This is a genomic window from Pedobacter folensis (assembly GCF_056490665.1).
Window position 1 is genome coordinate 1,044,187 of sequence record NZ_JBWJIF010000003.1, and the last position, 17,918, is coordinate 1,062,104.

The 17,918-nt window shown below is 39.4% G+C and carries 16 protein-coding genes and 4 tRNA genes; 9 read left to right on the top strand and 11 right to left on the bottom strand.

Features of this window, described 5'->3' with window-relative positions; genetic code table 11:
- The first annotated feature begins 1 nt into the window (after position 1).
- The 3 genes from AC04QZ_RS19100 to AC04QZ_RS19110 are packed head-to-tail and all read left to right on the top strand — an operon-like array spanning position 2 to position 4,821.
- Entirely contained in the window at positions 2 to 1,555 is a 1,554-nt protein-coding gene (locus tag AC04QZ_RS19100) for an exo-alpha-sialidase (protein ID WP_478359053.1), read from the top strand.
- A 5-nt stretch (positions 1,556 to 1,560) separates the two neighbouring features.
- Positions 1,561 to 3,633: a GDSL-type esterase/lipase family protein gene (locus AC04QZ_RS19105; protein WP_478359054.1), complete on the top strand. Its 2,073-nt coding sequence runs from the start codon at positions 1,561 to 1,563 to the stop codon at positions 3,631 to 3,633.
- Positions 3,634 to 3,639: 6 nt separating this feature from the next.
- On the top strand, positions 3,640 to 4,821 hold the full coding sequence (locus AC04QZ_RS19110; RefSeq protein WP_478359055.1) for an AGE family epimerase/isomerase: 1,182 nt from the start codon (positions 3,640 to 3,642) through the stop codon (positions 4,819 to 4,821).
- A 57-nt stretch (positions 4,822 to 4,878) separates the two neighbouring features.
- Here the strand turns inward: AC04QZ_RS19110 and AC04QZ_RS19115 are convergent, their stop codons facing one another.
- On the bottom strand, positions 4,879 to 5,289 hold the full coding sequence (locus tag AC04QZ_RS19115; protein ID WP_478359056.1) for a nuclear transport factor 2 family protein: 411 nt from the start codon (positions 5,287 to 5,289) through the stop codon (positions 4,879 to 4,881).
- Between the two features lie 61 nt (positions 5,290 to 5,350).
- On the bottom strand, positions 5,351 to 6,316 hold the full coding sequence (locus tag AC04QZ_RS19120) for an alpha/beta fold hydrolase (RefSeq protein ID WP_478359057.1): 966 nt from the start codon (positions 6,314 to 6,316) through the stop codon (positions 5,351 to 5,353).
- A gap of 87 nt (positions 6,317 to 6,403) precedes the next feature.
- Here AC04QZ_RS19120 and AC04QZ_RS19125 point away from each other — a divergent pair, with 87 nt between their 5' ends.
- The gene (locus AC04QZ_RS19125; RefSeq protein WP_478359058.1) at positions 6,404 to 7,270 is read left to right on the top strand and encodes a LysR family transcriptional regulator; all 867 of its coding nucleotides are present in this window, start codon (positions 6,404 to 6,406) and stop codon (positions 7,268 to 7,270) included.
- Between the two features lie 70 nt (positions 7,271 to 7,340).
- Here AC04QZ_RS19125 and AC04QZ_RS19130 read toward each other — a convergent pair.
- The 5 genes from AC04QZ_RS19130 to AC04QZ_RS19150 all read right to left on the bottom strand — a co-directional run bounded on the left by AC04QZ_RS19130 (position 7,341) and on the right by AC04QZ_RS19150 (position 8,631).
- Positions 7,341 to 7,424 (bottom strand) — tRNA-Leu (locus AC04QZ_RS19130).
- 70 nt (positions 7,425 to 7,494) lie between these two features.
- A tRNA-Gly gene (locus AC04QZ_RS19135) sits at positions 7,495 to 7,567 on the bottom strand.
- 252 nt (positions 7,568 to 7,819) lie between these two features.
- Positions 7,820 to 7,903 (bottom strand) — tRNA-Leu (locus tag AC04QZ_RS19140).
- A 69-nt stretch (positions 7,904 to 7,972) separates the two neighbouring features.
- Positions 7,973 to 8,048, bottom strand: a tRNA-Gly gene (locus AC04QZ_RS19145).
- Between the two features lie 94 nt (positions 8,049 to 8,142).
- A complete protein-coding gene (locus AC04QZ_RS19150) occupies positions 8,143 to 8,631 on the bottom strand; it encodes a regulatory protein RecX (protein ID WP_086545508.1) in 489 nt (162 codons plus the stop codon).
- A 61-nt stretch (positions 8,632 to 8,692) separates the two neighbouring features.
- On the opposite strand from AC04QZ_RS19150, the gene AC04QZ_RS19155 reads away from it, so the two are divergent.
- The 3 genes from AC04QZ_RS19155 (at position 8,693) to arsC (ending at position 12,222) form a co-directional block, all read left to right on the top strand.
- The gene (locus tag AC04QZ_RS19155) at positions 8,693 to 11,152 is read left to right on the top strand and encodes a bifunctional UDP-N-acetylmuramoyl-tripeptide:D-alanyl-D-alanine ligase/alanine racemase (protein WP_478359059.1); all 2,460 of its coding nucleotides are present in this window, start codon (positions 8,693 to 8,695) and stop codon (positions 11,150 to 11,152) included.
- Positions 11,153 to 11,276: 124 nt separating this feature from the next.
- Positions 11,277 to 11,867, top strand: a complete 591-nt coding sequence (locus AC04QZ_RS19160; RefSeq protein ID WP_478359060.1) for a DUF502 domain-containing protein — start codon at positions 11,277 to 11,279, stop codon at positions 11,865 to 11,867.
- 10 nt (positions 11,868 to 11,877) lie between these two features.
- A complete protein-coding gene (gene arsC, locus AC04QZ_RS19165) occupies positions 11,878 to 12,222 on the top strand; it encodes an arsenate reductase (glutaredoxin) (protein WP_478359061.1) in 345 nt (114 codons plus the stop codon).
- A gap of 215 nt (positions 12,223 to 12,437) precedes the next feature.
- Here the strand turns inward: arsC and AC04QZ_RS19170 are convergent, their stop codons facing one another.
- The 4 genes from AC04QZ_RS19170 to AC04QZ_RS19185 all read right to left on the bottom strand — a co-directional run bounded on the left by AC04QZ_RS19170 (position 12,438) and on the right by AC04QZ_RS19185 (position 16,037).
- Positions 12,438 to 12,932, bottom strand: coding sequence for a hypothetical protein (locus tag AC04QZ_RS19170; protein WP_086545512.1), 495 nt, complete (start codon positions 12,930 to 12,932; stop codon positions 12,438 to 12,440).
- A gap of 24 nt (positions 12,933 to 12,956) precedes the next feature.
- Positions 12,957 to 13,457 carry a hypothetical protein gene (locus tag AC04QZ_RS19175; protein ID WP_478359062.1) on the bottom strand — a complete coding sequence of 167 codons (501 nt, stop codon included), beginning with the start codon at positions 13,455 to 13,457 and terminating at the stop codon, positions 12,957 to 12,959.
- A gap of 346 nt (positions 13,458 to 13,803) precedes the next feature.
- On the bottom strand, positions 13,804 to 14,511 hold the full coding sequence (locus tag AC04QZ_RS19180) for an LOG family protein (protein ID WP_086545514.1): 708 nt from the start codon (positions 14,509 to 14,511) through the stop codon (positions 13,804 to 13,806).
- Between the two features lie 17 nt (positions 14,512 to 14,528).
- Positions 14,529 to 16,037 (bottom strand): sodium:solute symporter, encoded by a 1,509-nt coding sequence (locus AC04QZ_RS19185; RefSeq protein WP_478359063.1) that lies wholly within the window; start codon positions 16,035 to 16,037, stop codon positions 14,529 to 14,531.
- Positions 16,038 to 16,547: 510 nt separating this feature from the next.
- On the opposite strand from AC04QZ_RS19185, the gene recR reads away from it, so the two are divergent.
- The gene (recR, locus tag AC04QZ_RS19190; protein WP_478359064.1) at positions 16,548 to 17,165 is read left to right on the top strand and encodes a recombination mediator RecR; all 618 of its coding nucleotides are present in this window, start codon (positions 16,548 to 16,550) and stop codon (positions 17,163 to 17,165) included.
- Positions 17,165 to 17,902 carry a PI-PLC domain-containing protein gene (locus AC04QZ_RS19195; protein ID WP_478359065.1) on the top strand — a complete coding sequence of 246 codons (738 nt, stop codon included), beginning with the start codon at positions 17,165 to 17,167 and terminating at the stop codon, positions 17,900 to 17,902. The genes recR and AC04QZ_RS19195 overlap by 1 nt, the downstream gene beginning before the upstream one ends.
- The last annotated feature ends 16 nt before the right edge of the window (positions 17,903 to 17,918 follow it).

The window sequence follows — 17,918 nt, forward strand, 5'->3', positions numbered from 1 at the left end:
TATGAAACTTATTAAAATAGGGGCAGTTTTGAATTTGCTGCTCATGCTTACCACATTTACCTTACAGGCTTTCCCATTGAAAGGGTTAAGCATTACCGCCTCTTCACCGGTAGTTCCTGTTTTAAAAGGGATGGATTCAAATCCAATTTTGCGGGTATTGATTTATATCCCGGCTGGTGAAAAAGAAATTACGTTTAAAAAAATAGCGGCCAAGCTCAATCCCGCTGGACTGCAGTCCGTTGAAAAGATTGATGTTTATTTTACCGATCAGGAACCGCTTTTTTCAGCAAAAAATAAACTAACTACCGTTAATCCAATAGGTGTAAATATGGGTTTTGAGGTGAACATTAAGCTCAAACCGGGTATGCATTACATTTGGTTTAGTGCTAAACTGAAAGATTTGGGCGATATCGATTCGAAAATTGAATTTCATGTGAATCAGATGGAAGACACCAATGCTAAAAAATATACCGTTAAGGAAGAGGGGCAAGGTTTTGTTAAAAGATTGGGGATAGCAGTAAAAAAGGCTGGCGAAAATGGCATTAATACCTTTCGGATTCCGGGAATTGCTACAACAGACAAAGGTTCGTTGATTACCGTTTACGATATCCGTTATAAAAACTCAGGGGATTTACCCGGAAATATCGACGTGGGCATGAGTAGAAGTACCGATGGCGGTAAAAGCTGGGAACCCATGAAAGTAATTATGGATATGGGCGAACCGAACGAAAATAATGGGGTAGGTGATCCGGCGGTTCTTTTTGATCCTGTTACCAAAAAAATATGGGTAGCCGCATTGTGGAGTAAAGGAAACAGATCAATAGCCGGATCAAAGCCGGGTTTGTCAGAAGATGTCACCGGACAGTTGGTGCTGGTGAGTAGCGATGATGATGGATTAACCTGGTCGGCACCGAAAAGCATTACCAAAAATGTTAAAGATCCGGCCTGGAATCTGTTTTTTAATGGTCCGGGTAGTGGTATGGCCATGGCCGATGGTAAACTGGTTTTTGCCGCGCAGTATTGGGATGAAAATGCCATGCCACATTCTACACTGGTATATAGTGCTGATCATGGCCTAAGCTGGAAAACAGAAGACGGCCCTAAGCCTAACACAACCGAAAGCCAGATTATAGAAACCACACCAGGTATTTTAATGCTGAATATGCGCGATAACCGCGGCAGCTTTAGAAGTGTAGCCACAACGGCTGATATGGGTAAAACCTGGGTAGAACACCATACTTCGTACAATGCGCTGCCTGATCCGGTTTGCATGGCCAGTTTCATTAAAGCCAGGGTGATGGTAAAAGGCAAGGAAAAAGAAGTGGTGTTTTTTGGGAACGATAATACGCAAGCCAACCGGTACAATTTAACCATAAAGGCAAGTTTAGATTTAGGGGAAAGCTGGAATAAGAAAAATGAACTCTTGGTAGATGATCGAAAGTTTTATGGTTATTCCTCATTAACGAAGATTGATGACCAGACCATTGGCTTTTTCTACGAAGGCTTGAAAGATTTATATTTTGTGCGTATTCCGGTGAGTGAAATCGTAAAATAGACCTTATGAAAGCTTTTTTCGGGTTAATAACAGGACTGATCTTTTTGATCAGCAGCAATACTTATGCGCAAAAAATAAAAATTGCCTGTATCGGGAATTCCCTAACGGCGGGTTATTTATTGCCTAATCCAAAACAAGAATCTTATCCGGCGCAATTGCAACAGCTTTTGGGCGATCAATATCTGGTCGGTAATTTCGGCCATAGCGGAGCTACCTTGTTAAAAAAAGGCCATAATCCTTACTTTAAGACCAAAGAATTTAACGATGCATTAAACTTTCGGGCGGATATTGCCATTATTCATCTCGGTTTAAATGATACCGATCCCCGTAACTGGCCAAATTATAAAGGCGATTTTCAGGCTGATTACCAATGGCTGATCGATAGCCTGAAAAAAGGAAACCCAAAGCTTAAAATTTATTGCTGCAAACTAAGTCCGATTTTTAGCGGCCATCCAAGATTTAAGTCAGGAACACGCGTTTGGTATAGGCAGGCTCAGGATAAAATAGAACAGGTTGCAAAAGTAAATCAATTTGAACTGATCGACCTCAATAATGCTTTAAATAACCGCCCGGAGCTTTTTGCCGATAATCTCCATCCTGATGTTAATGGCGCGGGTATTATTGCGAAAACGGTATATGGACATATTACCGGAAATTTTGGAGGCTTTAAATTAAATACACTATTTGCTGACCATATGGTTTTGCAGCGCGATCGGCCGATCCCAATTTATGGAACGGCCAATGCCGGTGATTGGATTGAAGTCCAGTTTAACCACATTACCCGGCGAACAATAACCGATCGAAATGGCCAATGGAAAGTGTTTTTTAAACCGATGAAATTTGGTGGGCCATACCTGCTTAAAGTTAAGTCAAATCAACATGCTGTTTGGTTAAATGATGTGATGATTGGCGATGTGTGGTTGTGTTCAGGACAATCGAATATGGCCTTTCCGTTAAAATCATCAGCTACCGCTCAGGCTACCTTAAGCCGGCTAAACAAAAATCTTCCGGTTAGATTATTGAAGTATAATCTACTGGCCGAAACAGATAACGTTGCCTGGGATGAAAAAATATTAAAGCAGGTAAATGAACTCAATTATTTCGCTGGAACCTGGGCTAAGCCCGACGAAAATACGGTCGGCAATTTTTCAGCCGTTGCTTATTATTTTGGAGAAAAAGTTGTCTCAAATACGCAAATCCCAATTGGGCTCATTCAAATGGCCGTTGGCGGTTCAACACTCGAATCGTGGATGGATCGAAAAACATTAGAACATGATAATTTGCTGGTTGATTTGTTGGCTAACTGGCGGAAATCGGATTTTATCCAGGATTGGGTAAGGGGCAGGGCAGATGTAAACCTCAAAAATGCATTGAACCCGAAACAACGGCACCCTTACGAACCAGCCTATAATTATGAAGCCGGGATTTCTAATTTAATCAGCTTTCCAATAAAAGGTGTGATTTGGTACCAGGGGGAGAGCAATGCGCATAATGTTGAGCTTTATAATCACGAATTTCCCTTATTGGTTAAAAGCTGGCGTGAAAAATGGAATGATAACTTTCCTTTTTATAGTGTTCAGCTGTCTTCTATCGATCGTCCTTCCTGGCCCTTTTTTAGGGATGCACAACGAAAACTGCAGGCTGTTATTCCCAATTCAGGCATGGCCGTGAGCTCTGATCTGGGCGATTCGCTTAATGTTCATCCTTCACATAAAAAAGAGATCGGCGAGCGCCTGGCTTTACTCGCCTTAAAAAATACTTACCATCAAAATATTTCAGCTAGTGGCCCTGTTGCAGTGAAAGCTTTACGTAAGGGAAATACCATCATGATCAACTTTAGCCATGCCAAAAAGCTGCTGTCGGGCAATGGTCCGGTTTTAAAAGGTTTTGAAGTAGCGGATGATAAAGGAAATCATCTTCCCGTTAGAGCGACTATCATTAATAACCAGGTGCATTTAATTGTTCCTGCTCAACTCAAAATCAAGCAGGTTTTATATGCCTGGCAAGCTTTTACCAGGGCTAATTTAATTAACGAAGCCAAACTGCCGGCTTCCACATTTTCCATTTCCATCAATTAAATCCATATGAGTTATACGACCCAAGAATTGCAAAAACTTGCTGCATTTTATAAAAACCAGTTGTTAAATAATACCGTTCCTTTTTGGTTTCCAAGATCGGTTGATCAGGAACACGGCGGTTATCTGTTGATGTGCGATCGTGACGGAAGTTTAATCGATGATGATAAAGCGGTATGGATTCAAGGGCGCGCTGCATGGTTGTTATCTACCCTTTGTAATACCATTGAGCCGAAACAAGCGTGGCTTGATGGCGCAAAATCTGGAATAGATTTTTTAAATAACCATTGTTTTGATACCGACGGACAGATGTTTTTTCATGTAACCCGTGAGGGGCAGCCGATCCGCAAAAGGCGCTATTATTTCTCTGAAACTTTCGCGGTGATTGCCAATGCAGCCTATGCAAAAGCCAGCGGTGATGAAGCTGCGGCTGAAAAAGCAAGATATCTGTTTGGGAAATGTATCGAATACGCCACTACGCCAGGATTATTGCCCGCAAAATTTACAGGAACGCGTCCGGCAAAAGGGATAGGTGTGCCCATGATTATGATGAATACCGCCCAGCAGTTGAGGGAAACCATTGGCGATCCGCGTTGTGATGAATGGATTTCGACCTGGATTGAAGAAATCAAAAACGATTTTGTGAAAGATGATATCCAATGTGTGATGGAACAGGTCGCACCAGATGGCTCCATAATCGATCATATCGATGGAAGAACATTAAATCCTGGTCATGCCATAGAAGGCGCCTGGTTTATCTTACACGAAGCAAAATACCGCAATAACGATCGCGAATTAATTAAACTGGGCTGTAAAATGCTCGATTATATGTGGGCGCGTGGCTGGGACAAAGAATATGGTGGGATTTTATACTTTAAAGATGTGTACAACAAACCTGTTCAGGAGTATTGGCAGGATATGAAATTCTGGTGGCCACAAAACGAAACGATTATTGCCACATTATTGGCTTATACCTTAACCGGTGATGAAAAATATGCGCGCTGGCATAAAATGGTTCATGATTACGCTTACGATAAATTTCATGATCAGGAACATGGAGAATGGTTTGGTTACCTGCATCGCGATGGTACGGTAGCGCAGACAGCGAAAGGCAACCTGTTTAAAGGGCCATTTCATTTGCCAAGACAGGAATGGTATTGTGCACAATTATTACAGGAAATGGGTTACTAAATAAAACACAAAAGCCATCATTGCTGACGGCTTTTGTGTTGATTCAAACTTCAATTTTTACAAGTGTCGATCCTGTTCAGCAATTTGCATATCATTTATACTGGCATAACGTTTCTGCATTAAGCCATTTTCGTCAAACTCCCATAACTCATTGCCATAGCTGCGGTACCACTGGCCAGCCTCGTTATGCCATTCGTATTCAAATCGTACTGCTATGCGGTTTTCAGTGAACGACCATAATTTCTTTTTGAGCTTATAATCCAGTTCCTTTTCCCATTTGCCCGATAAAAAGGCTTTTACCTCTTCCCGGCCATTAATAAATTCGCTTCGGTTGCGCCATTCTGTATTGATGGTGTAGGCCATACATACCCGCTCGGGATCGCGTGAGTTCCAGGCATCTTCGGCCATTTGTACTTTCTGTACTGCAGTTTCATGGGTAAATGGTGGTAGCGGTGGTTTTTGTTCCATTGTTCTAAAATCTATTGATAGATAACACTTAAATCCAATTTATTTATGTTTGCTTTTCTGCTTATTTAGGTAAAGTTGCCAGAAATTTAAGGATTTCATCTCCAATTTCAACAACATGCGATTCTAAAGCGAAATGGCCGGTATTGTAAAATTTCACCTTTGCATCGGGTTGGTCTTTTTTATAGGCTTCTGCACCAGCAGGTAAAAAGAAAGGATCTTTATTGCCCCAAACAGCTAGTATTTTTGGCTTGTATGTTCTAAAATATTCCTGAAATTTAGGATATAAGGCCACATTATTTTTATAATCCTTAAAAAGATCAAGCTGAATTTCGGCCACACCCGGGCGATCGAGAAAATACTGATCTAATGTGTAAGATTCCGGTGCAATAACCGAAGGATCATCCACCCCTGTCAAATATTGTGATTGAGTTGCTTCAAGAGTTAGAAAGTCTCTTAATGCCGCTCTGTTTGCTTGAGTGTCGTTTTTCCAGTAACGTTGGATCGGGTTCCAGCCTTCACTAAGCCCTTCTACATAGGCATTGCCATTTTGTGAAATAATACCCGTAATTTTTTCGGGATTTGCCCGTGCGAGACGATATCCGGTCGGTGCACCATAGTCAAAAACATATATAGCGAATCGTTTAAGTTTTAATTCATCTACAAACGTCTGCATGGTTTTAGCCAGATTATCAAAAGTGTAATCAAATGTAGTGCGCTCAGGTAGATCGCTATAACCAAAACCTGGCAGATCGGGTGCAATAACATGATACTTTTTGCTCAGGATGGGGATGAGATTACGAAACATATGCGATGAGCTGGGGAAACCGTGAAGTAATAACACCGTTGGGGCGCCCAGCGGACCTGCTTCCCGATAAAATACATTCAAACCATTTATACTTACGCGGCGATAATGAACATTTGCTGTTTCTGAAGCAGACTTGCTTGTTGTTGAAATAGATTGTGCTATGAGGTTTGATTTTCCAAATAGAACACCCATTATTAATGCTGACCAAATTAATTTTTTCATTTTTTGTTTCTTTTCCTCAAAACTATCAACGATATTTGATTATTAAAAATGATTTATTAAGATATTAATTATCATAATTTGTGATTTATGAATACCAATGATTTAAATTTGTTCGAAGCCGTTGCCCATCATGGTAGTTTTACCAGGGCTGCTGAAGCCATGTTTACAGTACAGTCGAACGTTACTGCCCGTATCAAAAATCTGGAAGAAGAATTCGGCGCGCCATTGTTTACCAGAACATCGAGAAAGGTAGCGCTAACAGCTGCAGGTGAAACATTGATGCAGTACAGCAAGCAGCTTAACCACATCATTAGCGAAGCAAAGAGGGCTATTGGTAAAAGTGATTTGGTTAGAGGGCAGATCAAAATTGGCTTTTTGGAGACGATGATGACGATTAAGGGACCGGAGCTGGTTAACGAACTTGCGGCTAAATTTCCTTTTGTTGAGCTAGAATTTAAATCGGCCATGCGCCCGACCCTTTTAAATGATGTAATAAATTATAGGCTCGATGCGGCATTTGTGCCAGCTCCAATAGATGTTCAGGAATTGCATCAGATCAAAATCAAAGAAGAAGAAATTGTTGTGGTTGCGCCGGGCGACTGCAAAACCCTTGACGATTTATTGAATAAGAAACCGATAAAAACGATAGTGTTCGATCAGGGCTGTGTATTCAGGGCCAGGCTCGAATCGTGGCTGGTGAGCAAGGGGATTGATCAATATCATAAAACGGTTATGAATTCGATAGAAGGTGTAGTTAATTTTATTGAATCAGGTATTGGCTTTAGTTTTTTGCCTAAAGAAATTATCTCCACCTTTTATAGTGGTAAAAATATCAAAACTTTTGCCCTTCCGCATGAACTTGGATTAATGACTACCCTTTTTGTTTATCGTAAAGATTTACCACTTACACCCGCTTTGCAAGGATTTATAAGCATTTTTGAGGAAGGTAAATAAGAATTGAATTAGTTGTTAAACAAAAAAAGCCATCATTGCTGATGGCTTTTTTTGTTCGATTTTTTATGTGTACTCGGGGCGGGAATCGAACCCGCACGCCTTTGAAAGCACAGGATTTTAAGTCCTGCGTGTCTACCAGTTCCACCACCCGAGCATTAGCCTGTTCCGAAATCCTTCGGTAGGTTAACTTTAAAATAAATGCCTTCTGTGAGGAAGGCATTTAGAGCGAAAGACGAGATTCGAACTCGCGACCCCGACCTTGGCAAGGTCGTGCTCTACCAACTGAGCTACTTTCGCAAAATGAATACTTGTTGTATTCCTTTGGGGTTGCAAATATAGAAATTAAACTTTCCAAATCAAAAAAATAAAATAAATTTTTCGAATAAAATGCTTAGTGCTTCAAAATCAATGAAATAAAATTAGATCCGAAGAGAAAGGAATCCTTTATTTTCTATAATGCTATTTAATCCATTAATTCAAATAACTGAGCTTATTCAGTAAACAAAAAAACCTTTCATTTCTGAAAGGTTTTTGTTCGATTTTTTTGTGTACTCGGGGCGGGAATCGAACCCGCACGCCTTTGAAAGCACAGGATTTTAAGTCCTGCGTGTCTACCAGTTCCACCACCCGAGCATTAGCCGCTACCGATCTCCATCGGCTTGGTTAACTTTAAAATAAATGCCTTCTGGTAGGAAGGCATTTTGGAGCGAAAGACGAGATTCGAACTCGCGACCCCGACCTTGGCAAGGTCGTGCTCTACCAACTGAGCTACTTTCGCATGAACAAAACTGATGTTGTTGTTTCGTTTTGGTGATGCAAATATAGGCAGATTTATATTTCTGTCAAGAGATTTCTTGTTAAAAATTTAATATTTAATTTAAATTGCTGGCTTTCAGTACAAGTAAAATTAAATCAGTTTCAAAACCTTTTGCCTGAAGGTAGCTCATCAGCTTGTTTTTTCTTTTAAACGGATCATTTTCATTCAAACTTGCTGCTTTTTTTGAAGCTAATTTTTCGATGGTCTGTAAATAATCATCATCATCGATGCTGTAAATTGCCTTTTGCAAAATTTTATCGGGCACGCCCTTTAATTTCAAACCCTGTTTAATTTTTACACGTCCCCAATGTTTGATGTTAAATTTGCCCGAAGCATAACTTTTAGCAAACCTTTCTTCATTCAAAAAATTATTCAATATCAGTTCGCTTAAAATCTCTTCCAATTCATCACCACGCATTCCCCATTCTACCAGTTTATACCGTACTTCCTTTTGCGAACGCTCCTGGTAAACACAAAAATGCTCCGCTTTTACCAGCGCTTGTTTTTTATCTAATAATACTGCCTCTTGTTTACCGCTTTTCATAATTATTTACTGAAATTCGTAAAAATAATAGCGATTACCGTATTTTTCTGAAATATAAAGCATGCAAAATCCAATATACACCATTGCCAAAATAGCCGAAATTTTAAATGCCGATACCAAATTAGTTGATGAACAGGTGATTATTCAATATCTGGTGATCGATAGCCGTTCGGTTTTGGTGCCTGAAAATTCTGTGTTTTTTGCCCTTTCTTCGCATCGTGACGGACATGAATTTATTAAAGATGCCTACACCAAGGAAATCAGGAATTTTGTCATTACTGAAGGGAAATACATTAACGAATATCCCGACTGCAATTTTTTACTGGTAGACGATGCTTTGGCAGCGCTTCAAAAGCTTGCGATTGAACACCGGAACCAATTTGACCTAAAAACAATTGGCATCACGGGGAGTAATGGAAAAACGATTGTTAAAGAATGGTTATATCAACTTTTGGCAACCGACTTTAATATCGTTAAAAGTCCGAAAAGTTATAATTCACAGATAGGTGTGCCGCTTTCAGTATGGCAGATTGAGGCTGATCATACCCTGGGCATTTTTGAAGCTGGTATTTCTGCGGTTAACGAAATGCAGCGTTTAGCTGAAATTATCCACCCTGAAATCGGAATACTAACCAATATTGGTGAAGCTCATGCCGAAGGATTCAGCTCCAAAAAGGAAAAACTAACCGAGAAACTGAAACTTTTTGCAGCATCTGAACTGTTTATTTATTCGCCGGAATATGTAAGCGAAATCAGTGCAAAAGAACTTCCTGGTAGAAAACAATTCAGCTGGAGCAGTAAACAAGCGGCAGATCTTCAGATTATTGCGGTTGAACCCATTGAAGGAAACTGTTATTTACGGGCCATTTATCAAAACAGAGAAATCGAATGCATTTTGCCTTTTAAAGATAAAGCTTCGATAGAAAATGGAATGATCTGCTGGGCAACCTTACTGGCTTTGGGTTATACGCCAGAGCAAGCCGATTTACGTTTGGAAAAACTGAGCCATGTAAGCATGCGTTTGGAACTGAAAAATGGTATCAATCAATGTTCTATTATTGACGATTCTTACAGCGCCGATATTTCTTCTTTAGCCATTGCCCTCGATTTTTTAAATCAGCAGAATCAGCATGCAAAGAAAACCGTTATCCTTTCCGAACTATTTGAAACAGGGAGAGATGACCTGGATTTATATACAGAAATAGCCGAATTACTTTTGCAGAAGAAAGTAAACCGGCTGATTGGAATTGGAACTCATATTTCGAAGTATGCTGATCTTTTTAAATTTGAGACGCAGTTTTTCGACGATACGAATGCTTTTATCGATGCTTTCCCTGGTTTACAGTTTAACCACGAAACCATATTGGTAAAAGGAGCCAGGCGGTTCGAGTTTGGCCGGATCAGTAAACTCCTTACCCAGAAAATACACGATACGGTTTTAGAAATCGATCTGAATGCCATGGTGAGTAATCTGCAGTTTTATCGGTCTAAAATCAAACCTGGCGTTAAAATGATGGCCATGGTTAAGGCCTTTTCGTATGGGAGCGGAAGTTTCGAAATTGCCAATTTATTGCAGTTTCACAAGGTAGATTATCTGGCAGTAGCTTATGCCGATGAAGGTATTGCCTTGCGTAAAGCGGGTATCACCTTGCCCATTATGGTGATGAGTCCTGAGGAATCTGCTTTCGAAGCCATCATTAAACATAAACTCGAGCCCGAAATTTATAGTATCGAAATCCTGAATAGTTTTTTAAATGCACTGTCTGATTATGATTTCGATTATCCGATCCACATTAAAATAGATAGTGGAATGCATCGTTTGGGCTTTGATCAGCCTGAAATTGATACCTTGTCTAATCTGCTTAAAGATTCGGCGAGGGTAAAAGTTCAAAGTATTTTTTCTCACCTGGTGGCAAGTGATGCTGCAGAACATGATGGATTTACACAACAACAGATTGAAAGGTTTAAAATCATCGCGAATCAGCTGCTTGAAGCTTTAAGTTATAAACCGCTGCTTCATATCTCCAATACTTCGGGCATTTCGCGTTGGCCCGAAGGCCAAATGGATATGGTACGCCTGGGGATAGGTTTGTATGGTTTTGACTCTGCATTGGCTAATAACCGGGGTTTACAGACCGTAATGACACTTAAGACAACGGTTACCCAGGTGAAGACGCTGGCTCCAGGCGAAACTGTGGGTTATAGCAGGAAGGGTGTAATGCCAAATGGAGGGAAAATAGCGACGGTAAAAATAGGCTATGCAGACGGATACACCCGATATTTTGGTAACGGAGTGGGTAAAATGCTTATTAACGGCCACTTGGTGCCCACCATTGGTTCAATCTGCATGGACATGACCATGTTAGATATTACAGGTATTGATGTTAAACCTGGTGATGAAGCTATTGTTTTTAATAAAGCGCACACCATTATGCAGCTGGCCAAAGATATCGGCACCATTCCCTATGAAATTTTAACCAATATCTCGCAAAGGGTTAAAAGGGTTTATTTCTATGAGTAAGAAAAGTGCTAAATTATTTAATTGATATATTGTTGGGCTCAAAGCTAAAAGATTGGTAATAATCTAGCCATTAAACAATATAACAATCCTAACCATTTAGCCATATTTTTCCTAAGTTTGCACCATGAATAAAGTCGGGAAAGCTATTTTAAACTATTTGATTAAAGGTTTATTAATTGTTGTGCCCATTGCCGTAAGTATTTTTATTGTGGTTTGGGCGGTTACAACTGTTGATAGCTGGTTAAATGTAAACAATATTTTAGGCGTAAATCCAAATACAGGCGAAAGCCGGAATATCCCTGGTTTAGGTTTATTGACGGTTTTAACGATCATTTTACTTGCTGGTATCTTTGTAACCAATTTGGTAACCGAACCCATGTACAATTGGTTTCAGCGGATTATGCAGCGGCTACCCTTGCTTAATTTTATCTATTCATCTATAAAAGATTTAACAGAGGCTTTTGTTGGCGATGAGAAGAAATTTAACCACCCGGTGCTGGTAGAAGTGGAGGGTGGCCTAAAAAAAATCGGATTTTTAACCCAAAACGATCTGCATAAACTCAATCTCCCGGATGAAGTTGCCGTATATTTTCCACTTTCTTATTCTTTTGCAGGTCAGCTTTGCATTGTAAGAAGAGATAAGGTAACTGATTTGCAAATGACAGCAGCAGATGCCATGAAACTGGTGGTAAGCGGCGGCGTAAGCGGACTTTAAACATTTCTAAATGATCACGATATACCATAATAACCGATGCACCAAAAGCCGTTGTGCTTTGGCCGAATTAGAAAACAGTGGAAAGGCTTTTGAGGTGATTTATTATTTGGAAACCCCACCCGGTAAAAGTGAACTGGAAGAAATTATTCGTAAACTGGGCATAAAACCACTGGAACTGATCCGTAAAGGGGAAAAGGTTTTTACTGAAAATTATAAAGGAAAAACTTTAACCGATGAAGAATGGATTGATGTTATGGTCGCGCATCCGATTTTAATTGAACGACCAATTATTGTCTCAGGAGAGCAGGCGGTTATCGCCAGACCAACCGAAAAGATAAAAGAGATTTTGGGTTAACCTAAGAAGTCGCTATCGAGGTACGTCACCCTGAATTTATTTCAGGGTCTATATTGCAGGGTAGATGCTGAAATAAATTCAGCATGACGATCGCGTTTGAAAATGGACTTCGAAAAATGACACTAGTCGTTGCATCTTGCTACAACATAAAATAATGCTGTAATGTTGTTTTAGTGTTTTCTAATGTCTTAGCGAGATGCTAAGACTAGATTAGTCTAAAAAATATTCTTAAAGCTAAACAGAATGAACATAAAAATAATAAAACCAACCAGAAGCCTCGAATAATATTCCCTGATAAAAAGCCCGCATAAAATAAGCATATCATCATCTACATTGGTATGTACCAACCCATTTCCGGTTGAAGCATTAAACAGGATCTGTTTATCCTGATGGTTATTTAACGACCAGCGACTTAACCAGCTGTTTTGAAAGCTCCAGTCAAAAGTATCGCCGGAGGCAAATAAAATTTTTGCTTTAAAACGAAGCCAATCGTAGGTAATTATAGCTAAAACCTCATTCTGGTTGTTCAGTAATTTAGTTTCAGGTTTAGAGAACCCTTCACTTTTTAATAAGTAAATACCGGTTTGAGTAGTGGCTATTGCCGAATTTTTCCACGAACTAAAATTTAACGCAAATTTTAATTGTGCATTGTTATATACCTGATAATTGCTATCAAATAAACCTTTTCTCCAATTTAATACCTGTTCCATCTCACAAAAGGATTTAATAAGTTACTAATCACGAAGTGTTGATATCGTAATGATTGGCATGAAGCATGCAATAAGCACAATTGCCTGTTTGTTATAAATCTGCTTAATAAATAAGCCTGCTATAATTAATAATTCATTGTCGGTATCAGACGATAATGCACCGCTGCTGCTGCTGGCGCTATACATAATGTGCTCATCTTTGTAATTGCTTACCGTCCACTTCGAACGCCATAAATTTGTCGATTTCCATTCGTACTGCTCGCCTGACTTTAAGCTGATTACCGCTTTTGATTTCCAGGTGTCGTAAGTAATCATGGCTACCGTTTCATTTGTTTTTCTGTCGATTACCTGCGTGCGCGATTGCCAAAAGCCCTCGTTCGAAAAGAAGTAGTTTTTATCTTCGAACATGCTTTCTGCATCGCTTTTCCAAGTTGCAAAAGTGATTACGCCTTTCTGTACACCATCTGCAAAGAGTTGAAAGTTTCCACTAAGCCAATTGTTTTTCCAGCTGATAAATTTCGACATCTTAGATACGTTTTACTTTAGATGGCAGTTTTCGTGAGTTGTTACAAATAAAAAAAGTGCTTATTGTTGATAAGCACTTTTTTAGTTGGCAGTTTTCAATTTGCAGTTTTCAGTTAAACGAGTAAGCAGTTTACAATTTGCAGTATTCAGTTAACCGATTAAACAGTTTACAATTTGCAGTTTTCAGTTAACCAATTAGGCAGTTTACAATTTGCAGTCTTCAGTTAACCGATTAAACAGTTTACAATTTGCAATCTTCAGTTAACCGATTTAGACAATTAAGCAGTTAACCCTACTAATGAACCAATGACCAATGAACTAATGAACCAATGACCAATGAACCAGTCTAAAAATTCGGTTTAAGTACATATTTATCATAGAAACGGAAAATATGTTCTGCGGCTTCTTCAGCGGTATCTACCAATCTGAAAAGATTCAAATCTTCTTCGTGGATGTTATGTTCTTTTTGAAGCATAGTGCCTTTAATCCAGTCAATTAATCCGCCCCAATAATCAATACCAACCAATACAATCGGGAAACGGGCGATTTTGCCTGTCTGGATCAGGGTTAAGGCTTCAAATAACTCATCCATGGTGCCAAATCCACCTGGTAAAACCACAAAACCCTGACTATATTTCATGAACATTACCTTGCGCACAAAGAAATAATCAAACTCCAGTAATTTATTATGATCGATATATTTATTGTGGAACTGCTCAAATGGTAACTCAATGTTTAAACCTACCGATTTACCGCCATTGGTATGTGCACCCTTGTTACCCGCCTCCATAATACCCGGACCACCGCCAGTAATTACACCATAACCTCTGTCGGTTAATAATTTGCCGCACTGCTCTGCTAATTGATAATACCGGTGTGTTTGGGCTGTACGCGCCGAACCGTAAATGGTAACACATGGGCCAATTTTAGCCAGTTTTTCAAAGCCGTCTACAAATTCGGCCATGATTTTAAAAATTTGCCAGGAGTCTGTTACTTTAATTTCCTGCCAGTCTTTGTTTTCGAAAGCACTTCTAATTTTTTCTTCACTCGTCATATAAGTAATGCTAAATATTAAAATTTGGTTTGCGCATCAGTCTTTTTGCTAATGAACAACAAGCCTATAAATGTGATTAAACCGTTAATCAAAATCAGTTCAACACTAAAAACGTAACCGCCAAGTAAGGTGGTCGAGTACGTGGCAAGCAAGTAACATAAAAAAGGTGATAATAAGCAAACTATTGGGACTAATTTATCGTGAAGACCACGTTTTTTGACAAATAATCCAAAACTGTATAGGCCTAAAAGCGGCCCGTAGGTGTAAGAGGCGATGGTAAAAATCAAGCTGACTACCGATGAACTGTTTAATGCATTGATCACGATGATGACCAGGAACATCAAAATAGAAAAGGCCACGTGAACGGTATGGCGTTTTTTTACAGCATCTTTAGCATTTACATTTTCTGCTTTGGCCATGCCTAAAAAGTCGACACAGAACGATGTGGTTAAAGCGGTAAGGGCAGAGTCGGTGGTGGCAAATGTTGCTGCAGTTAAGCCCAGCATAAAAATAATTGCGGGTACCGCGCCCAGGTTATTTAAGGCAATTTCGGGGAATAATAAATCTGTTCTCGGTTTTCCGCTAATATGATCCAATGGGATATCGATGCCATTTTTCGCGGCGAAAATGTATAACAAGGCACCTACGCTTAAAAAGAAAACATTTAAAATCACGAATACGCCAGTAAAAGTGAACATGTTTTTCTGCGCCTCTTTAATGGTGCCCATGCTCAGGTTTTTCTGCATCAAATCCTGATCTAAACCTGTCATGGCAATGGTAACGAAAATACCGCCAATAAACTGTTTACTGAAATAGAACTTATTCGTTAGGAAATCGTTTAGAAAGAATATTTTCGAATAACTGCTGCTTTTTATCGTTTCGAATGCTTGTTGAATATTGAAATTAAGGCTGCTGCAAATAAAATAAATGGTCAGGAAAACCGAAAGCACCAGGAAAAAAGTCTGCAGGGTATCGGTAATGATAATGGTTTTTAATCCGCCTTTAAAGGTGTACGACCAAATCAGGGCCAGCGAAATTAAAACGGTTAACCAAAACGGAACGCCATAATTATCGAATATAAAACGCTGTAAAACAATCACAACGAGATATAATCTTGTTGCCGATCCCAGGGTGCGGCTCAATAAAAATATGGATGCTGCTGTTTTGTAGCTATAATGGCCTAATCTCTTTTCGATATAGCTATAAATGGATGTTAGGTTCATCCGGTAGTACAATGGAAGCAAAACTGTGGCGATGATGATAAAACCAACTGCATTACCCAGAACAAACTGAAAATATTGAAACTGGTTTCCGCTTGGTGCGCCAACCTCTCCGGGTACCGAAATAAAAGTTACACCCGAAAGTGCCGTTCCGATCATGCCAAAGGCCACTAAATACCATTTAGAATTTCGGTTAGCGACAAAAAAAGTGGAATTATCGGAAGATTTTTTTGAGGTTACGAATGAAATAATAATCAGCAGTAAAAAATAACCGATCAGGAAACATAAGAGGATGGTTGGAGACATAGTTTTGTGTTAAGGTGATAAATGTAAAGAAAACTATCAAATCAAGCAATATTCTTGAGTCCGAAGTCGGAAGTCCGGAGTCCGGAGTAAAATGACCAATGAACCAGTATCCGGTTTGCAGTTGCCAATTGTCAGTTACCAATGAACGAATGAAGGAGTATCCAGTTGCCAATTGTCAGTTACCAATGAACTAATGACGAATGAACTAATGAACGACTGAACAAGTATACAGTTGGCAATTGTCAGTTTCCAATGAACCAATGACACATGAACTAATGAACGACTGAACAATATCCAGTTTGCAATTGTCAGTTACCAATGAACCAATGACGAATGAACTAATGAACGACTGAACAAGTATCCAGTTGGCAATTGTCAGTTACCAATGAACTAATGAACGACTGAACAAGTATCCAGTTTGCAATTGTCAGTTACCAATGAACCAATGACGAATGAACTAATGAACCAATGACTATTGAACCAATGAACCATTTTACCTATTTTTGTAATATGAATTTTTCATCCAAGCTGCTCGAAGATGCGGTAAACGAATTCTCAAAACTTCCTGGTGTAGGGCAAAAAACAGCTTTACGTTTGGTATTACATCTTTTAAATAAAGAGCAGGAGGAGGTAGACCAGTTTGGCAATACTTTTATAAAACTTAAGCAGCAGATTAAACATTGCAGCACCTGCCATAACATTTCCGATTATGTGGTATGTGAGATCTGTACATCGCCAAAACGCGATAAAGAAACCATTTGTGTGGTAGAAGATACCCGCGATGTGATGGCGATTGAAAATACCGGTCAATATTTTGGGGTTTACCATGTTTTGGGGGGCTTAATTTCTCCAATGGATGGTGTTGGCCCTTCCGATCTGTTTATTGATGGATTAGTAAGCAGAATGACAGCAGGGGGGATTAAAGAAGTGATTTTAGCCCTTAGTCCGAATATGGAAGGTGATACTACATTATTTTACCTGTACAAAAGATTAAAAGAATTTAATGTTCCGGTAACGACCATTGCACGGGGTATTGCTTTTGGTGGCGAGTTGGAATATACCGATGAAATTACGCTCGGCCGTTCGATTGTAACCCGTGTGCCTTATGAAACTGCAATGATGAAATAATGGTAAAACACTTTTTATTATTATCTGTAATTATTTTTGCGGCTTGGTTTGATCAAACGCCTGTCAGGATCCATTCCCATAACGATTATACCCACAAAAAACCTTTTTACGAAGCGATTCAAAACAAGGCTTTTTCCATAGAGGCCGATGTTTTTGTCGTTGGCGATTCGTTAATGGTGGCGCATAGTAAAAAAGAAATTAAAGCTGGCCATACATTAGAACAATTATATTTAAAGCATATTAAATCCTTATCAGCTGAAAAGGAATATTATACTTTCCAATTGATGATCGATGTAAAAGGTGACTGGGATTCGACATATCGTTTGTTAGGGAAAAATCTGAAAAAATACCAGAAATACTTTGGCCGACAAGGGCGAAATACCATTGTGGTGATTAGTGGCAATCGACCTGCTACAAATACATTTCACAAATATTCCCACTTATTTTTTGATGGCTTGCCACATGTTAGCTACGGCCTGGAAGACCTGAAGAAAATAGCGATGATCAGCGATAATTTTGCGACTTATTCTAAATGGAAAGGTGTCGGTGAGATTTCAGAAGCCGATAAAACTAAATTGGCAGCACTGATTAACAATGCACATCAATTGGGTAAACCCTTTCGTTTCTGGGGCGCCCCAGACAATCAGGCTTGCTGGAAGTTATTACGTGAATTAGGTGCAGATATCATCAATACAGACAAAGTTACCGAAGCAACAAACTATTTTAAAACGAACTAATAAGCGGGATCAATCT